Below are 15542 nucleotides of genomic sequence, written 5' to 3'. Positions count from 1 at the left end.
TGCCTAGCTTGGACCAGCCTGTAAAAACGCGCACCTCATCTTTAGGTGCCCGGCTGAAGATAAGGTGCTTTGGCGAAGAGTTCGCGCTCCCACTTTCGAGGATCAGCAGCAACCCGGCTTCTCACATCCACGATCAGCGTATCGCGGCGCGTCAGATCGTAGTTTGGCCATCGATCTGCCCCGGGAACCGCAGGATCACCAGTCTGAGCAAAGGCAACGAAACGGTCCTGCAACGCACCTGACACCGCCCGAACGATTTGATCGTTACCCGCTCCCGCACCGGGCGCATCGATCGTCCCAAATACCAGCGGCACATCAATGCAATGGAACGCCCCCCGCCAAGGATCGGCGCGAGACGTGAAATCGACCTGATACAGCCATAACGGCGCACCGGCACGTGCGCGCGCCTCGGCGACTTCTAGCTGCCCGCGCCAACTGCGTCCCGCCGTTGTGGCCCGAAAATAAATTTCCGCCGCGTCCGCAGCCGGCAACCGACGGCGATATTCGCCGACGATATGTTCGGGCGCGACATCGACCGGAAGCTCCGCGGCGATGCGCGGCGCGAGATTGTTCCAGTCCATCGTGCGTACGAAATCGCTGTCGGGGTCGCTGAACGCGCGCATTTCGTCCCGCGTATTGCCGCTCAGCATCGGAATGCGCAGCGATTGCGACGGCGCGTCGGGCCAGAAAGGGTGGCGCGCGAGCGCACGCTGGTCGAGCACCGGGCCCATATAGATCGGGCCGCCCGAAATCGGATCCGCCGTATCAAGCGCCTCGATCAGCCGCTCGACCGGGAGTGACGCCGCGCCCGATGCATCGGTCTTCAATCGCGCCAGATACGCCTCGGCGCGGCGCGTGGCATGAAGTGGGCCGGATGCCGTCACCTGCTGTCCGCTGATCGTCGCGGCCCGGTGAATTAGGCCGTCGGCGGCCGGCATGGCGAGCAAGGTCGTCACCTTGCCGCCACCGCCCGAGTCCCCGAAGGCCATGATGCGCGCAGGATCGCCGCCGAAAGCTGCGATATTGTCGCGAACCCAGCGCAACGCCAGCACAAGATCAAGCTGGCCGGCATTGCCGCTATCGGGGAAGCGCGACGACAGCCGCGCGAGATACAGATAGCCAAGCGCGTTGAGCCGGTGGTTCAGTGTCACGACGACCACGTCGCGCCGGGCGAGATGGCGGCCGTCGGTGATCGCATCGCCACCGCTGCCGAAGGCGTAACCGCCCCCATGGATATAGACCATCACCGGCAGCCGCGCACCGCGTCGCGCATCGGGCGTCCACACGTTGAGGACCAGGCAGTCTTCCGACTGGGGACGGCGGTTGCTGGCTTGCGGGCAAACCGGACCGTATTCGAGGGCGCGGACCGTCTCCTTCGCAGGCGGTGTGGCGATCGGCGCTAGGAAGCGTGGCGCGCGGCCGTATCGGATGCCAGAGAAACTCGCGATGCCGTCGATGCGCTTGCCGATAAACCGTCCCGCCGGGCAGGCAACCAGCGCTTCAGATCCCTGGGCAAAAGCACCCCACCCCGCCGGCAGCAAGACGCCACCGGCGAGCACCAGCCGCCGCGTGACGGTCATGGGCGGACGGCGGCGCGCGACGCGACCACCGCTTCTGCGAGCAAGATATTGACCAGCCGCAGCCGCACGGTGCTGCGCGACCAGACCACGCCGATCCGCCGCCCGATTTCCGGTGTCGGCAAGGGCAGCCGCGCGACGTTGATCCCCTCCGGCCAGGGCGGCGACCAATCCGGCACGAGCGAAACGCCGAGCCCGCGATCGACCATCACGGCGATGGCGTTCAGCGCGTTCAGCTCGAAGCGCTCGTGCGGGTGGATGCCGGCCTTGCGCAGATATTCGTCGGCATGGCGCCCGCCCCACTGGTTGCGGTCATAACGGATCAGCGGCTCGTTGGTCAGCAGATCATGCGCCGCGCGGTGCGCCTGGGCGGCGGGGGCGAGCACGATCAACGGTTCCTCGCGCAGCACCCTCCAGTCGCTCGTCTTGGGCAGCGGATAGGGCGCCTCCAGCACGAAGGCGGCATCGAGATTACCTGCTTCCACCTGCGCGTAGAGCTGCGCCGAATTGCCTGATTCTATATGCACGGTGATGTCGGGAAAGCGGGCGCTGACGCGGGCGAGGATCTCGGGCAGCAACCCCATCAGCGGTGTGGTGCAGGCACCGAGATGCAGTTCGCCACTCAGCGCATCGTCATTGGCGATGCTCTTCAGATCGGCAGCGTCGCGCAGCAACTGGCGGGCATGGACGAGGATCCGCCCGCCCTGTTCAGTCATTCGCACCGTCCGCCCGACGCGAACGATCAGCGGTGCGTTCAGTTCGCGCTCCAGCGCCTGCAACTGCTGCGCGATCGCCGACGGGCTGAGGTTCAGCAGGCGGGCGGCGGCGGCCATCGAGCCCTGGTCGACGACGGCGACGAACGTCCTCAGGAAATGGATGTCTATGCCAGCCGCTCCGGTTCGATGTCCGCCCGCCCCTTCCGCCCGCCACCGGTGAACACGGTCAGCCCGTCGATCTGTTCCGCGCTCGGCGGCGGGAAGAAGAAACTGGCGATATAGCCGATCACGATCGACGCGACGATCGCGATCGCAAGGTAGAAATAAGGATGTACCAGTCCGAAGATCCAGGCGAACAGCGTCAGCAACGACGCGCCGACGATGCCGATCGCGGTACCCTGCCAGTTCGCCCGTACGGTGAACATGCCCAGCGTATAGGCACCCGCGCAACTGCCGCCGAGCAGGCCGAACAGCTCGATCGTCAGATCGAGCAGTGAGCGGATTTCCATCCGCGACAGGATGATCGCGATGCCGACCCCGACCAACCCGACGAGCACCGTCATCCATTCGGCAAAGCGCACCGCCTGTTTCTGCGTCGGCGGCGTGCGGCGCATTTTCTCGTAGAAGTCCACCGACAGCAATGTCGCGACGGAATTGATCGTGCCGCTCAGCGTGCCCATCGCTGCCGCAAAAAGGCCGGCAATGATGAGTCCGGTGATGCCGTGCGGCAGTTCTGTACCGATGAAGCTCGGGAAGACCGCGTCGATCGGCAGCAACGGGTCCAGCCGGCCGGGATTGGCGCGGTAATAGGCGAACAAGGTCGTCCCGATGATGTAGAACAGGATGCCTGCCGGCAGCAGGATCGCGGCGAAGAACCAGACCGATCGGCTCGCCTGCTTTTCCGACGAGGTCGACAGCACGCGTTGCATCAGCACCTGATCCTTGGGGAAGGTGAGGATCGTATCAAAGGTGTAGAGGATGATGAATCCCCACAGCGTCGGCGTGGTGAAATCGAAACTGACATTGACGAGCTTCGTCTTGTCGAACTGCATCGCCGTATCGTAGATCTGCGTGAAGCCGATCGCATGGACGATGAACGCGATCGCGAAAATCGCGCCGGACATCAGCACGATCACCTGAAACACGTCCGTCCAGATCACCGCCTTCATCCCGCCCAGCGCCGTGTAGACGATCGTGCACAGCCCGATCACCAGGATGCAGAGGATCACATTGGTGCCGGTGATCGTGCCGATCGCCAGCGCGGGCAGAAACAGCACCACGCCCATCCGCCCGCCGACATGCATCAGAATGGCGAGGCCCGATGACAGCATGCGGATCACGGGGTGGAAACGCGTCTCGAGATAGCTGAACACCGACACGAGGTTCAGCCGCCGGAATAGCGGAATGACCCAGAACGCCACCGCCATCAACGCGAAAACGGTGACGATCTTCGACATCAGATATTGCCAGTCGGTATCGAACGCCTTGGCCGGCACGGCAAGATAGCTGATCGAGCTGGTGTTGGTCGCGAACATGCTGATGCCCGCCGCCCAGAACGGGATCGCACGATTGCCGAGGAAGAATTCGCTGGTCGAGCCCATCCGCGATCGCTTCCAGAAATAGAAGCCGATGCCGAGCATGCCCGCCAGATAGGTGATGATGATCGCCCAATCGAGCCAGCCGAGCGCGCGCTGCTGCAGCTCCAGCTCCGCCGCCGAGGCGGCGCCATCGGCACCGATCGCGACGATGCCGTTGCCGAAGGGGGCGGTTGCGCTGCCCCGGGGCAGGCGGAGGCCGAGCGGTGCCCAGGCATCGGTGATCGTGCTGTAGCTGTACCAGCCGATATCGCGGCCGCTGCCGACCATGTACAGCAATGCGGCTTGCCCGATCGCCCGCGACGATCCGGCGACGACCGGGCCAGGCGCCGCCGTGCGCCCGACCCAGCCCTGCTTCGCGGTCCAGCGCATCTGCCGGTCGCCGGCGGACCTACGCACGGTGAGAAACAAGGCGTCGCCGCGCGCGGCCAGCGCCACCGGCGCGCCGCCGCCAGGCCAGCCCGCCATCGCGCGCCACGCGTGTCCGGCGGTCGCGCGCAGCATTCTGGGCGTGCCGTCCGCAGCGATGCCTGCCACGACCAACGCGGTGGGCAGCGCGTCGGGCAGCAAGGCGGCCTGTGCACTGGTCAGGGCGGCGGGGAGCGGCGCCAGGGCGCGGAGGCGCAACGCGCCTCCGTCCAGCGTGGCCATGGCAGCGCGATCGATGCGCCCGGCGGACCCCAGCAATAGTGCGCCATGTCGGCCATCGGTCACGCCGCCAAGTGCCGTTTCCGATCCCGCTGCCGACACTGTATCCCAGCGCGTGTCATCGCGCAGCACCGCAGCGCGGCCGCCGCGAACCGCCACCGGTTGGCCATCGATCGCGATCAGGACCGGCGTGCCAGTCCCGGGTAGCACGGCCGCGGGAAGTGCCCGCGATCGGACGACCGTCACGCCCCCCTCCTTTGCCGCTGCAGGCGTCGCCAGGCAGGCCAGCAATGCCAGCCAGATGGTTGCCAGCAACCGGGTGCGACAGAGCTTCGTGATCGTCGTGCGCGTCATCGCCCGTCCTCTTCGCCCAGCAATCTGCGCGCTTGTTCGATCATGGGCCGGTCGATCATCTCGCCATCCAGCGAGAAGGCGCCGCGCCCTGCTGCCGCCGCCGCATCTGCCGCCGCGAGGATCCGCCGTGCGCGTGCCAGGGTCGCGACGTCCTGCCCGAATATGGCATTGGCCAGCGCGACCTGCTTGGGATGGATGCAGCTTTTGCCGAGATAGCCCAGGCTGCGTGCGAGCCCGGCCTCGGCGCGAAAGCCTGCCTCATCCGCAATATCGGGCCATGCGCCGTCAATCGCGAAGCGCGCTGCTTCACCTGCACCGAGCCGGATCGCCCACAGCGCGGCATGAACGTTTGTCGCGCAACGGCGATCGATGTTCAGCGTCGCGAAGAGGTCGTTCAGCCCGACCTGCAACCCGGCCACCGCGCTATGCGCAGCGATCTCGGCAGCACGCGCGAGCCCGCGCGGAGTCTCGATCGTCGCGAGCAAGCGGACATTGCCGATGGCGGTGGCAGCGGCCTGCACGTCGGCGACGGTATCGCATTTGGGCAGGTTGACGAGATCGACGCGGGCCTCGGCAAGGGCTGCCACGTCCGCGGCGAAATGCGGCGTATCGATGCCGTTGACGCGAACGATGATCGTCTTGTCGCTGGCTCGTGCTAGGTCTGCCGAGAGGAATTCGGCCAGCCGGACGCGCGCCGCTGCCTTGCCGTCCGCCGGCACCGCGTCTTCCAGATCGAAGGAAATCGCATCGGCCTCGCCCATCAACGCCTTGGCGAAGAAGTCGGGACGCGCGGCAGGGACGAACAACTTACTGCGCAACGATCTCTCCCTACGTCCTACCGTCGACGCGGGTCGGAACACAGGAAAGCTATCGTGTATCAGGCTTGGCACGCAAGCATGATCGCGACACCACGTAAAATGTGTGGTGTGAACGCAGGGCTGCCCGTTTTGCCGCCGAGCGGCACGGCGATACACTCCGGCCAAATACAACGACAAAAAACAAGGGAGGGGATTATGAAAAACTTCGCGCGCGCCACGGTCGGCACGTTTCTGCTGTCGGCGGCCTGGACCGGCGCCACGGCGCAGCAGGCCGGACCGCAGCCGGCCGAGCCGACGGTCGCCCAGGATGCGGCGGCCACCAGCGATGATGGGGCCGCAGACAAAAATCGCGACGTGATCGTCACCGGCAGCCGCACGCCCAAGGCGATCGACAAGATCCCCGGCGCGGTCACCATCGTCACCCCGGCCGAAGTGCAGCGCTCGCTGGCGCTGACCGAGGACAATACGGCGGTGCTGGCCAAGACCGTTCCGGGCTATTCCGAATCCAACCAGACGCTCAACACGCTGGGCGAGACGCTGCGGGGCCGCGCCACGCTCTACCTGTTCGACGGTATTCCCCAATCGACCCCGCTGCGCGACGGCAGCCGCAACGCGACCTTCACCGACATGTCGATCGTCGAGCGGATCGAGGTGATCAGCGGCGCGTCGGCCTCCGAAGGCATCGGTGCGGCCGGCGGCGTCATCAACTACATCACCAAGCGCGCGACCCGCGAAGGCCTCCACGCCAATATCGGCGGCCGGCTCGGCACGCAGTTCGAGGACGATAGCGGCATCTGGGGCATCAAGGGCGATGTCTCCTACAAAGACGGAGCGTTCGACGTGTTCGCCGCCGCCGCTTATGTCGATCGCGGCGTCACGTACGACGCGCGTGGGCGCCGCATCGGGCTCAGTTCGTCGAGCTCGCTCGCCGATACCAAGCAGAAGAACTTCTTCCTGAAGACGGGTTTCGAATTCGGCGGCACCCAGCGGCTGGAGCTGACCGGCAACTATTTCCGCCTCGCGAGCAACGGCAATTATCACTATGTCGCGGGGCGGCGGCCACCGGCCGGTACCGATCAGACGACGGGTCTTCCGGATACGTCCGAGCCCGGCCCGCTGCTGGTCAACGGGCAGGACGTGCTGCGCACCGAATTCAACGAATTCAAGCAAGCGGCACTGAACTACAGCAACACCGACCTGTTCGGCGGCAGTCTGCTCGCCACGGGCTATTATGCACGGCAGTCGATGCGCTTCGGCGGCGAGAATACCGACGATCGCCAGGATCCGTTGATCGCCCCGATCGGCACCCTGGTCGATCAATCCGAGATCAATTCGAAGAAATACGGGCTGCGCACGTCCTACACGCTGCCGGAGTTCCTCAAGGGGCTGGAAGTGCGCGTGGGCATCGATGCGGTGTATGACAATACCGAGCAGCGCCTGGCGCTGACCGATCGCGTACTGGTGCCGCCGCTCAAATATACCAGCTTCGGCCCCTATGCGCAGCTGTCCTACGATATCGGCCCGGTGACCGTTACCGGCGGTATCCGGCATGAGGATGGCCGGGTGAAGGTGGATGATTACCGGACGCTGTTCCGGCGCAACCGCACGCTCGTCACCGGCGGCACGCTGAAGTACAAGAACGACCTGCTCAACGGCGGGATCATCGCGCGGCTGGGCGGCGGCTTCTCCGCTTTCGCTTCCTACAGCGAAGGGTTCACGCTGCCGAACGTCGGCATTCCGCTGCGCAACATCAGCACGCCGGGCCAGTCGGTCGCGGGGATCGTCGATCTGCAGGCCGTGATTTTCGAAAACAAGGAAGTCGGCGCGAACTGGCGCGGCAGCTGGGGCAGCATCGGCGGCTCCTATTACCGCTCCTATTCGAAGCTCGGCGCAAACCTGTCGGTCGACCCAGCAACGCTCGACTTCGTGCTCAACCGGCGGCCGGTTCGGATTACCGGCGTCGATGCGACGGCGGAACTCCGCCCGACCTCGTGGTTGCGTTTCAATGCGCTGTACAGCCACGTGAAGGGCATGACGAGCGCTGGGAACAACGTGACCCGGCCGCTCAATGTTCAGCTCGGCATCACCAACATCGCGCCAGACAAGCTGAACCTGACCGCGACCGTGCTGCCGACCCCTGAATCGTCCTTGTCGGTGGGCATGGACACGACGATGGACCGGACCGTGCGGACCGGATCGGTCGTCACCGAACGGACCCAGGGGCGGACGCTGTTCGACGCGACGGCCCGCTACAAGATCGATGGGGTGGGCACGGTCTCGCTCGGCGCGGAAAACGTCTTCAACAAATTCTACTTCCTCGCGTTCTCGCAGATCGATTTCTTTCAGAACTATTTTGCCGGACGCGGTCGCACGGTGACGCTGTCGCTGCGCAGCGATTTCTGATTGCGCGCGGGCGCGGACCAAGGGGGGCGTGACGTGATCCTGTCGAACGCCGGCGGCCAGGTATTGGTCGCCGGCTCCGCCAACGTGGATTATGTCGTCCGGGCACCGCATATCCCCACACCGGGGGAGACGGTGCTCGGCGGCGATCTGACGATCGTGCCGGGCGGCAAGGGCGCCAACCAGGCGGTCGCAGCGGCACGGTCCAGCGGTGCAGCGACGGTGATGCTTGCCGCCCTGGGCAATGACGCGGCGGCGGAGACCCTCGAACGCTCGCTCGCCGGCGCGGGAGTGCTGCTGCACGCCGTCCGCAGCAACTCGCCGACTGGCGCTGCGCTGATCACGGTGTCGGAGACCGGCGAGAACGCCATCACCGTCGCGCCCGGCGCAAATATGGCGCTGGCACCGACGGACCTTCCCGATCTTGCCGGGATCGCCTGGCTGGTGCTGCAGTTGGAAACACCGATCGATACGGTGACGGCCTTCGCCCAGGCCGCACGAACAGCGGGCGTCAAGGTATTGCTCAACACCGCCCCGGCCCGGGCCTTGCCGGCCGAACTGCTGGCCGCGGTCGACGTGCTCGTCGCCAATGAGGAAGAGCTTGCTTGCGTCGCTGGTGAAGACGGCTCGATCGCCGACCGGCTGGCAACGATCGGCACGTCCATTGCCATCGTCACGCTCGGCGCGCGCGGCAGCTGCGCGCTTGCCAACGGTGTCTTTCACCTGCAGCCTGCCTTTGGCGTCCGCGCGATCGATACGACCGCTGCGGGCGATACCTTTTGCGGCGCGCTTGCCGGCGCGCTTGGGCAGGGGCAGCTGCTGCCGGAGGCAATGCGCTTCGCCAGCGCGGCTGCCGCGCTCGCCACGACGCGGGCCGGTGCGCAATCGAGCATCCCGGTGCGCGACGAGGTCGAGCGACTGATCGCCGGCGGGATTGTCGATCCGACGGCGAGCGCCGATCTTGCCGCTTATTGTGGCGTGACCGTACAACCATCTTGAATATCAGGCTTTCGATGACCTCCCCCCACCGCACCACGTCCGACATCAAGTTCAGCCATGCGCTGACCGGTCCGTATCTGCCACCGCCCGGCAAGGTGCCGGGCTGGCCGTTTCAGGAAATGGGGCGCTGGACGATCAACGTCGCGGGCGCCGCCGACGAATGGCTGATCGGGCTCCGCGAATGGCGCCGCGAACATCGCCTGCGGATCGGGCTGGACGACAGCCTGTACACCCGCGCCGATCTCGCCTGGTCGCAAGCCAATTTCGTTCACGCGCTGACGATGGTCGAAGACCTGTTCTTCTACGATCCCGCCACCGGACGCTATACGGTGGGCCGCTATCTCGACGATCTCGAGGCGCGCTTCGGGGGCGTCGACAGCGTGCTGTTGTGGTACATCTATCCCAATATCGGAATCGACGATCGCGGCCAGTTCGATCTCGTGCACGATCTTCCCGGAGGGCTGGACGGGCTGAAGCAGGTCATCGCCGACTTTCATGCCCGTGGGGTGAAGGTATTCCTGCCGACGATGCCATGGGATCACGGCACGCGCGAAGGTGATGCGCCTGATTGGGAGCGGATGGCCGATATCGTTGCCGCGGTCGGGGCAGACGGGATCAACGGCGATACCTATTCGGGCGTGCCCCGCGCCTTCCACGTCGCGTGCGAGGCGCGCGGCGTGCCGGTGGTGCTGCAGCCCGAATCGACCGCACAGGCCGGCGACCATATCCTCAGCTGGAACCTGCAGAGCTGGACCAAGCGCGTTCCCAATGAATCGATCCCGGCGGTCGTGAAGCTCAAATGGGTCGAGCCGCGCCATATCGTGCAGATCGAGAACCGTTGGAGCCGCGAGCGCTGGAGCGACCTGCAACACGCCTTCTTCAACGGCATCGGCTATGTCGCATGGGAAAACGTGTTCGGGTTCGTCAATCAGTTGACCGACCGCGATGCGGCTGCGCTGCGCCGGGTGGCGGCGATCCAGCGCCGCTACGCGCCGCTGCTGGTGACCGACAATTGGATACCCTATGACCGCACGCTGCAGGCCGGGGTATTTGCCAGCCGCTTCCCCGGTGCCGACGCGACGTTGTGGACGCTGATCAATCGCCAGGAATTTGCGGTGGCCGGCGAGCAGATCGCGGTCGCGCATGTCGAGGGTGCAGCCTATGTCGATCTCTGGAACGGCAAGCCCGTCACGCCGCGCATCGCCGGCGGCCTGGCCTATTTCGAGACCGAACTGGAAGCGCACGGGTTCGCCGCGCTGTTGCAGTTGCCCGCCACTGGGGATCGCGCCGGTCTCGACGCGTTTCTCGCGGAGATGGCAGCCCAGGCTGCCACGCCGCTTGCCGAACGCTCGGCGGTCTGGGCCTCGGCGCAACAGCAACTGACGCCCGTCATGCAGACCAAGGCCTATGCCACCGCGCCCGACGGAATGGTCGCGATTCCCGCGGCGACCATCGATTTCGCGGTGCATGGCATCGTGATCGAGGGCTACGCCGCCGAGGGTGTCGACGTGCAATATCCGTGGGAACCGAATGCGCGGCGCTTCCATCACCATCGCCTGCCCATCGATGCCTTTGCGATCGACCGTTTCCCGGTCACCAACGCAGAATTTGCCACGTTCGTGGACGCGAGCGGCTACGCGCCGGCCGACACGCACAATTTCCTGCGCCATTGGACCGATGGAAGGCCGACGCCCGGCAGCGAGCGGCAACCGGTCGTCTGGGTCGGTCTGGAAGATGCACGGGCCTATGCCGCCTGGGCGGGCAAGCGCCTGCCGCGCGAATGGGAATGGCACTATGCCGCGCAAGCCGATGACGGTCGCCGCTACCCCTGGGGCAATGACTGGCGCGCGGATGCGGCGCCGCCGCCCTCGCTCGACCGCATCATGCCCGCGCTGGCCGATGTAGACGCGCATCCCGCCGGCGCCAGCCCGTTCGGAGTGATGGCGATGACCGGGCACGTCTGGCAATGGACCGACGAATATCGCGACCGCCATGTCCGCGCCGCCGTGCTGCGCGGCGGCAGCCCGTATCAGCCGCACAGTTCGCATTGGTATTTCCCGCAAGGCTATGCGCTCGACCAACATGGCAAATATCTGTTGATGGCCCCGTCCAAGGATCGGTCGGGCGGAATCGGTTTCCGGTGCGCCGTTGACCTCTGAGCCATCCGCCATGTCCCGCGCGATGATCCTGGCCGCGCCCGGCACGGTGACGCTCGGCGGGCCGCTCGGCGATGCCGTCGCGGCGAACCGGAGCGGTCGGCTGGCGACGTTCGTCACCGGGCCCGACAGCCCCGCGATCGCGATCTTCGATGCCGCCGCCGTCGCCGCCAACGAGGGCGGCGACTGGTATGGCGAGCATGCCGGCAAGTGGCTGTACGCCGCCGCGCGATCGCGCGATGCTGCTTTGCTTCCGCGCGTGCGGGCGGTGGCGGATCACCTCGTGTCGCTGCAGGATGCCGAAGGCTATCTCGGCAATTACCCGCCGGCACGACGCTTCATGGTCCCGCAACCACCCAAACCGTTCAGCTGGAACGGCGAGCCGGCGCTTCGCACGTGGGACATCTGGACCCATGCCTATCTCATTCTCGGGCTGATCGAGGCCGCGCGCGCGATCGGCGACGACCGTTATCTTGCCGCCGCCGCGCGGATCGGCGACCTCGTCCGGGTGACGCTCGAGGCAGGCGACGTGCGGATTACCGATCTCGGCAATCATTTCGGTCTGTCGGCGACGGTACTGATCGATCCCGTCTGCGAACTGTATTTCGCGACCGGCGCGCAGCGTTACCTTGATCTTGCGCTGCTGATCCTCGACCAGGCCGAGGCAGATCCGCACAGCGCGTTCCTAACCGCCGCGCTGAACGGCGACGACGTGTCGGCGATCGCCACCGGCAAGGCGTATCAATTGCTGTGGAACCTCGTCGGCCTGGCAAAGCTGCACCGCGCGACCGGCGCGCCACGCTATCTGGCGGCGGTACACGCCTTGTGGGATCGGGTCCGCGACGATCATCTGACGCTTGGCGGCGGACCTTGGGGCGGCGTGGCGCACCGCTCGCGCGAAGTGTTCAACGCGCCCGGCGCGTTCGATCCGCACGCCTATGTCGAGACCTGTTCGACGATGGCGTGGATTCAGCTCAACCGCGAACTGCTGGCGATCCTGGGCGAGCCGAAATTTGCGCAGGCGATCGAGCGCAGCGCCTATAACGATCTGATCGGGGCGCAGGCGGCCGATGGCGAGGATTGGTGCTATTACAGCTTTCCCAACGGCAAGCGTGTCCACACCACCTACTGGCGCTGCTGCAAATCGAGCGGCGCGATCGCCATCGAGGAACTGCCGGGCATCGCCTACGGGGTGACGGCGGGCGGCGCGATCGCGGTCAATCTGCTCGGGCCATCGTCCGCGCTGCTGGATGTGCCCGGGATCGGCCCGGTGACGATCACGCAGACCACCGGTTACCCCTTCGCCGACAGCGTCGAGATATCGGTGGAAGCCGGCGGGAAGATTGTCCCGCTGCTCGTGCGCATTCCCGATTGGGCGGACGGCGCGACGCTGGCCGGGACGGATCAAGCCCTCGTGCCGGACAGCTATATCCGCATCGAGACCTCGGATCGCGTGGTCCTGACCCTGCCGATGCCGCCGCGCCTGCATCACGCCGCCTTGCGCAACGTGCAGGAATCGCTCGCCCCCGATGGGACGCCTGTTGCGCAGGAAGTGCTGCGGCACGATTATGTCGCGATGACGCGCGGGCCGCTCGTCTATGCGACCGGCCTGATCGACGGCTTCAAGACCGAGGAGACGGTGCGGCTCGCAGCAGATGTCGTGACGGTCGATGCTGACGACGCACTGGTTCTGTCGCCACGCGACCGCTCGCCGATCAGGTTCGAGCCTTATTATCGTGCCGGCGGCCGGCGGGACGGCGCCTGGCGACTGACCTGGCTGCGCCACGCCGCGGAGGATGCCGCATGACCGTTTTTCGCAGCCCAAAGCGCACCGGCCCGGCCGGCCCCCTGACGGGTATCAAGGTGCTCGATCTCAGCGCCTATATCGCCGGCCCGTACGGCTGCACGATCCTCGCCGATCAGGGTGCCGACGTGATCAAGGTCGAGCCCCCCGCCGGCGACAATCTGCGCCAATATCCGTCCACGCTGGAAGGCGAGAACCGCGCATTTCTCGGCGTCAATCGGTCGAAACGTGGCGTCGTGCTCAATCTGAAGCAGGATGCCGATCATGCCGTTCTGCTCAACCTGGTCACCGAGGCCGACGTACTCGTGCACAATTTTCGCCCAGGCGTGCCGGAACGGCTCCGGATCGACCATGCGACGCTCGCGGCGCTCAATCCGCGGCTGATCTATTGCGCGGTCACCGGCTATGGTGAGAGCGGACCGATGGCGAGCAAGGCCGGCTATGATCAGGTGCTGCAGGCGATGACCGGGATGACCCGGCTGCAGGGTCCTGCCGACGGGCCGCCCGAACTTATCTACGGGTCGCCGGTCGATTACTACGCCGCCTCTTTGGTCGCGGGCGGCGTCGCGTCCGCGCTCTACGAACGCGAGCGCAGCGGCGTCGGGCAATATGTGGGCGTGTCGCTGCTCCGGAGCGCGATGGCGATGCAATCGGCTCGGATGGTTCAGGGCGAGAACGAACGCCACGATATTGCGCGCGACATGCGCTCGGGCGGGATCACCGGGTTGCATCCGACCGCGGACGGCTGGCTGTATCTCTCCGCAAACACCGCGCATTTTTGGCGCGCGTTGTGCGAGCGCACAGGCCTGGCCGACCTTGCGAACGATCCACGCTACGACACAGTCAAAAAGCGCGCCGCGCATGCCAAGGAACTGGTTCCCGCGCTGCGCACGGTCTTGCTGACCCGTTCGGCTGAGCAATGGGAGGCGCTGCTCGCGGACGCCGTCCCCTGTTCGGTCGCGCGCGCGGTCGAAGATATGTTCGAGCATCCGCAAGTCGCCGCTGAACACTTAATGGCCGCAATCCCTCACCGGACGCTCGGTAGTTATCATGGTGTCACGCGGCCCATCAAATTCTCGCGCACGCCCGGCCCCGACCCGTTCGCCGCGCCTTTGCTCGACGAGGACGGGGCGGCGCTGAAACCGGACGTACAGTAGGACGCATTGTGCACGTCGTTTGGGCGGTCGTTGCTCGCGACGGGTAATTCCGGTCAGCCGCGCCAAGAACCACGCCGATTTTTTTTGCATGCATCGATGCACCGTAACCATTCGTCCGGAGTTGAAACAGCGATCAACTTCCGTTCGCGAGATCAATAATGAAAACCGTGACCCTGCCTCATGGCGAGATGGTACCAGCCCTCGGGCAAGGCACGTGGATGATGGGTGAGCGGCGCGACTGTAGGGCGGCTGAGATCGCAGCTCTGCGCGCCGGTGTCGAGCAGGGCATGACACTGATCGACACGGCAGAAATGTATGGCGAGGGAGCTGCCGAAACATTGATCGCCGAGGCCCTCGGCGATGTACGCAACGAACTGTTCCTGGTGAGCAAGGCCTATCCCCAGAATGCATCTTACGGACGCCTCGCCACTGCTTGTGAAGCCAGCCTGAAGAGGCTCGGCACTGACCGCCTCGACCTGTATCTCCTGCACTGGCGCGGATCAGTACCGCTGGGCGAGACGGTAGAAGCGATGGAAGCGCTAAAGTCGGCGGGCAAGATCCGTAACTGGGGCGTCAGCAATCTCGACACAGATGACATGATCGAGTTGCTCGCTGCGGGCGGCAGGCGCTGTACGACCAACCAGATCCTCTACAATCTCACGCGCCGAGGCCCCGAGCACGACTTGCTCGATTGGTTGAGCGATCATGCCATGCCAGCGATGGCTTACAGCCCAGTCGAACAGGGGCGGCTGGTCATCAATCCAACGCTCGCGAAGGTAGCCAATACGATCGGCGCCACGCCGGCACAGGTTGCGCTTGCCTGGTCCATGCGCAGAGATAACGTCATCGCGATCCCCAAGGCGGGCACGGTGGCGCATGTGTACGAAAACCGCGCCGCTGCCGACCTCATTCTATCCGACGCAGATTTCGCGGCGCTTGATACCGCTTTTCCGCGACCAACCCGCCGCCACCCACTCGAAATACTATGAACTGTCGGCAAGAGAGATATTGCGGATGGAGGTAGCCAAGCCGCGTGCGCGCGACGCAACGCTGGCACTGCTCGGCTGCCGCGCGCTCGGGGCGACAATCTGTCCTAGCGAAGTAGCGCGCGCACTGGCTGCCCAACGGGACGCGGACACAAACGCAATGGATTGGCGAGCGTTAATGCCGATCGTTCACGCTGCGGTCGACGAACTGGTGGCGGAAGGAGTGGTGCGCCTGAGCTGGAAGGGCGATGCGCTGGCGACCCGCGCCGGGCCATATCGCATCAGGCAGATCTAACTGGCAGAAGCACGACAACAGTTCCGCCCTAGGCTGC

General features: G+C 65.6%; 11 protein-coding genes. 7 read left to right on the top strand and 4 right to left on the bottom strand.

Features of this window, described 5'->3' with window-relative positions; translation table 11 throughout:
* Window positions 1–41: 41 nt before the first annotated feature.
* The 4 genes from NV401_RS14930 to NV401_RS14915 are packed head-to-tail and all read right to left on the bottom strand — an operon-like array spanning window position 42 to window position 5708.
* Window positions 42–1580 carry a carboxylesterase/lipase family protein gene (locus tag NV401_RS14930; RefSeq protein ID WP_261295236.1) on the bottom strand — a complete coding sequence of 513 codons (1539 nt, stop codon included), beginning with the start codon at window positions 1578–1580 and terminating at the stop codon, window positions 42–44.
* On the bottom strand, window positions 1577–2446 hold the full coding sequence (locus NV401_RS14925) for a LysR substrate-binding domain-containing protein (protein WP_261295277.1): 870 nt from the start codon (window positions 2444–2446) through the stop codon (window positions 1577–1579). Before NV401_RS14925 ends, NV401_RS14930 begins: the two co-directional genes overlap by 4 nt.
* A gap of 11 nt (window positions 2447–2457) precedes the next feature.
* The gene (locus NV401_RS14920) at window positions 2458–4890 is read right to left on the bottom strand and encodes a sodium:solute symporter (RefSeq protein ID WP_261295235.1); all 2433 of its coding nucleotides are present in this window, start codon (window positions 4888–4890) and stop codon (window positions 2458–2460) included.
* Window positions 4887–5708: an HpcH/HpaI aldolase/citrate lyase family protein gene (locus tag NV401_RS14915; RefSeq protein ID WP_261295234.1), complete on the bottom strand. Its 822-nt coding sequence runs from the start codon at window positions 5706–5708 to the stop codon at window positions 4887–4889. The genes NV401_RS14920 and NV401_RS14915 overlap by 4 nt, the downstream gene beginning before the upstream one ends.
* A gap of 195 nt (window positions 5709–5903) precedes the next feature.
* Here NV401_RS14915 and NV401_RS14910 point away from each other — a divergent pair, with 195 nt between their 5' ends.
* From NV401_RS14910 to NV401_RS14880, 7 genes are all read left to right on the top strand, one after another.
* A complete protein-coding gene (locus NV401_RS14910) occupies window positions 5904–8111 on the top strand; it encodes a TonB-dependent receptor (RefSeq protein ID WP_261295233.1) in 2208 nt (735 codons plus the stop codon).
* A 33-nt stretch (window positions 8112–8144) separates the two neighbouring features.
* Window positions 8145–9107 carry a ribokinase gene (locus NV401_RS14905; protein ID WP_261295232.1) on the top strand — a complete coding sequence of 321 codons (963 nt, stop codon included), beginning with the start codon at window positions 8145–8147 and terminating at the stop codon, window positions 9105–9107.
* 14 nt (window positions 9108–9121) lie between these two features.
* Window positions 9122–11266 carry a formylglycine-generating enzyme family protein gene (locus NV401_RS14900; RefSeq protein WP_261295231.1) on the top strand — a complete coding sequence of 715 codons (2145 nt, stop codon included), beginning with the start codon at window positions 9122–9124 and terminating at the stop codon, window positions 11264–11266.
* Window positions 11267–11276: 10 nt separating this feature from the next.
* On the top strand, window positions 11277–13070 hold the full coding sequence (locus NV401_RS14895) for a glycoside hydrolase family 127 protein (protein ID WP_261295230.1): 1794 nt from the start codon (window positions 11277–11279) through the stop codon (window positions 13068–13070).
* Window positions 13067–14224, top strand: a complete 1158-nt coding sequence (locus NV401_RS14890; protein WP_261295229.1) for a CaiB/BaiF CoA transferase family protein — start codon at window positions 13067–13069, stop codon at window positions 14222–14224. The genes NV401_RS14895 and NV401_RS14890 overlap by 4 nt, the downstream gene beginning before the upstream one ends.
* A 158-nt stretch (window positions 14225–14382) precedes the next feature.
* Entirely contained in the window at window positions 14383–15213 is an 831-nt protein-coding gene (locus tag NV401_RS14885) for an aldo/keto reductase (protein ID WP_261295228.1), read from the top strand.
* A complete protein-coding gene (locus NV401_RS14880; protein ID WP_315369671.1) occupies window positions 15101–15505 on the top strand; it encodes a DUF3253 domain-containing protein in 405 nt (134 codons plus the stop codon). Before NV401_RS14885 ends, NV401_RS14880 begins: the two co-directional genes overlap by 113 nt.
* Window positions 15506–15542 lie beyond the last annotated feature (37 nt).

The organism is Sphingomonas hylomeconis, assembly GCF_025370105.1.
Taxonomy (GTDB): Bacteria; Pseudomonadota; Alphaproteobacteria; order Sphingomonadales; family Sphingomonadaceae; genus Sphingomonas; species Sphingomonas hylomeconis.
This window is presented reverse-complemented; position numbering and strand designations above follow the sequence as displayed.

Bases quoted from the DNA above. Each gene is read 5' to 3' on its own strand.
- NV401_RS14895 (WP_261295230.1), top strand. From the start codon at position 11,277: ATGTCCCGCGCGATGATCCTGGCCGCGCCCGGCACGGTGACGCTCGGC.
- NV401_RS14930 (WP_261295236.1), bottom strand. From the start codon at position 1,580: ATGACCGTCACGCGGCGGCTGGTGCTCGCCGGTGGCGTCTTGCTGCCG.
- NV401_RS14920 (WP_261295235.1), bottom strand. From the start codon at position 4,890: ATGACGCGCACGACGATCACGAAGCTCTGTCGCACCCGGTTGCTGGCA.
- NV401_RS14880 (WP_315369671.1), top strand. From the start codon at position 15,101: ATGTGTACGAAAACCGCGCCGCTGCCGACCTCATTCTATCCGACGCAG.
- NV401_RS14910 (WP_261295233.1), top strand. From the start codon at position 5,904: ATGAAAAACTTCGCGCGCGCCACGGTCGGCACGTTTCTGCTGTCGGCG.
- NV401_RS14900 (WP_261295231.1), top strand. From the start codon at position 9,122: ATGACCTCCCCCCACCGCACCACGTCCGACATCAAGTTCAGCCATGCG.
- NV401_RS14885 (WP_261295228.1), top strand. From the start codon at position 14,383: ATGAAAACCGTGACCCTGCCTCATGGCGAGATGGTACCAGCCCTCGGG.
- NV401_RS14890 (WP_261295229.1), top strand. From the start codon at position 13,067: ATGACCGTTTTTCGCAGCCCAAAGCGCACCGGCCCGGCCGGCCCCCTG.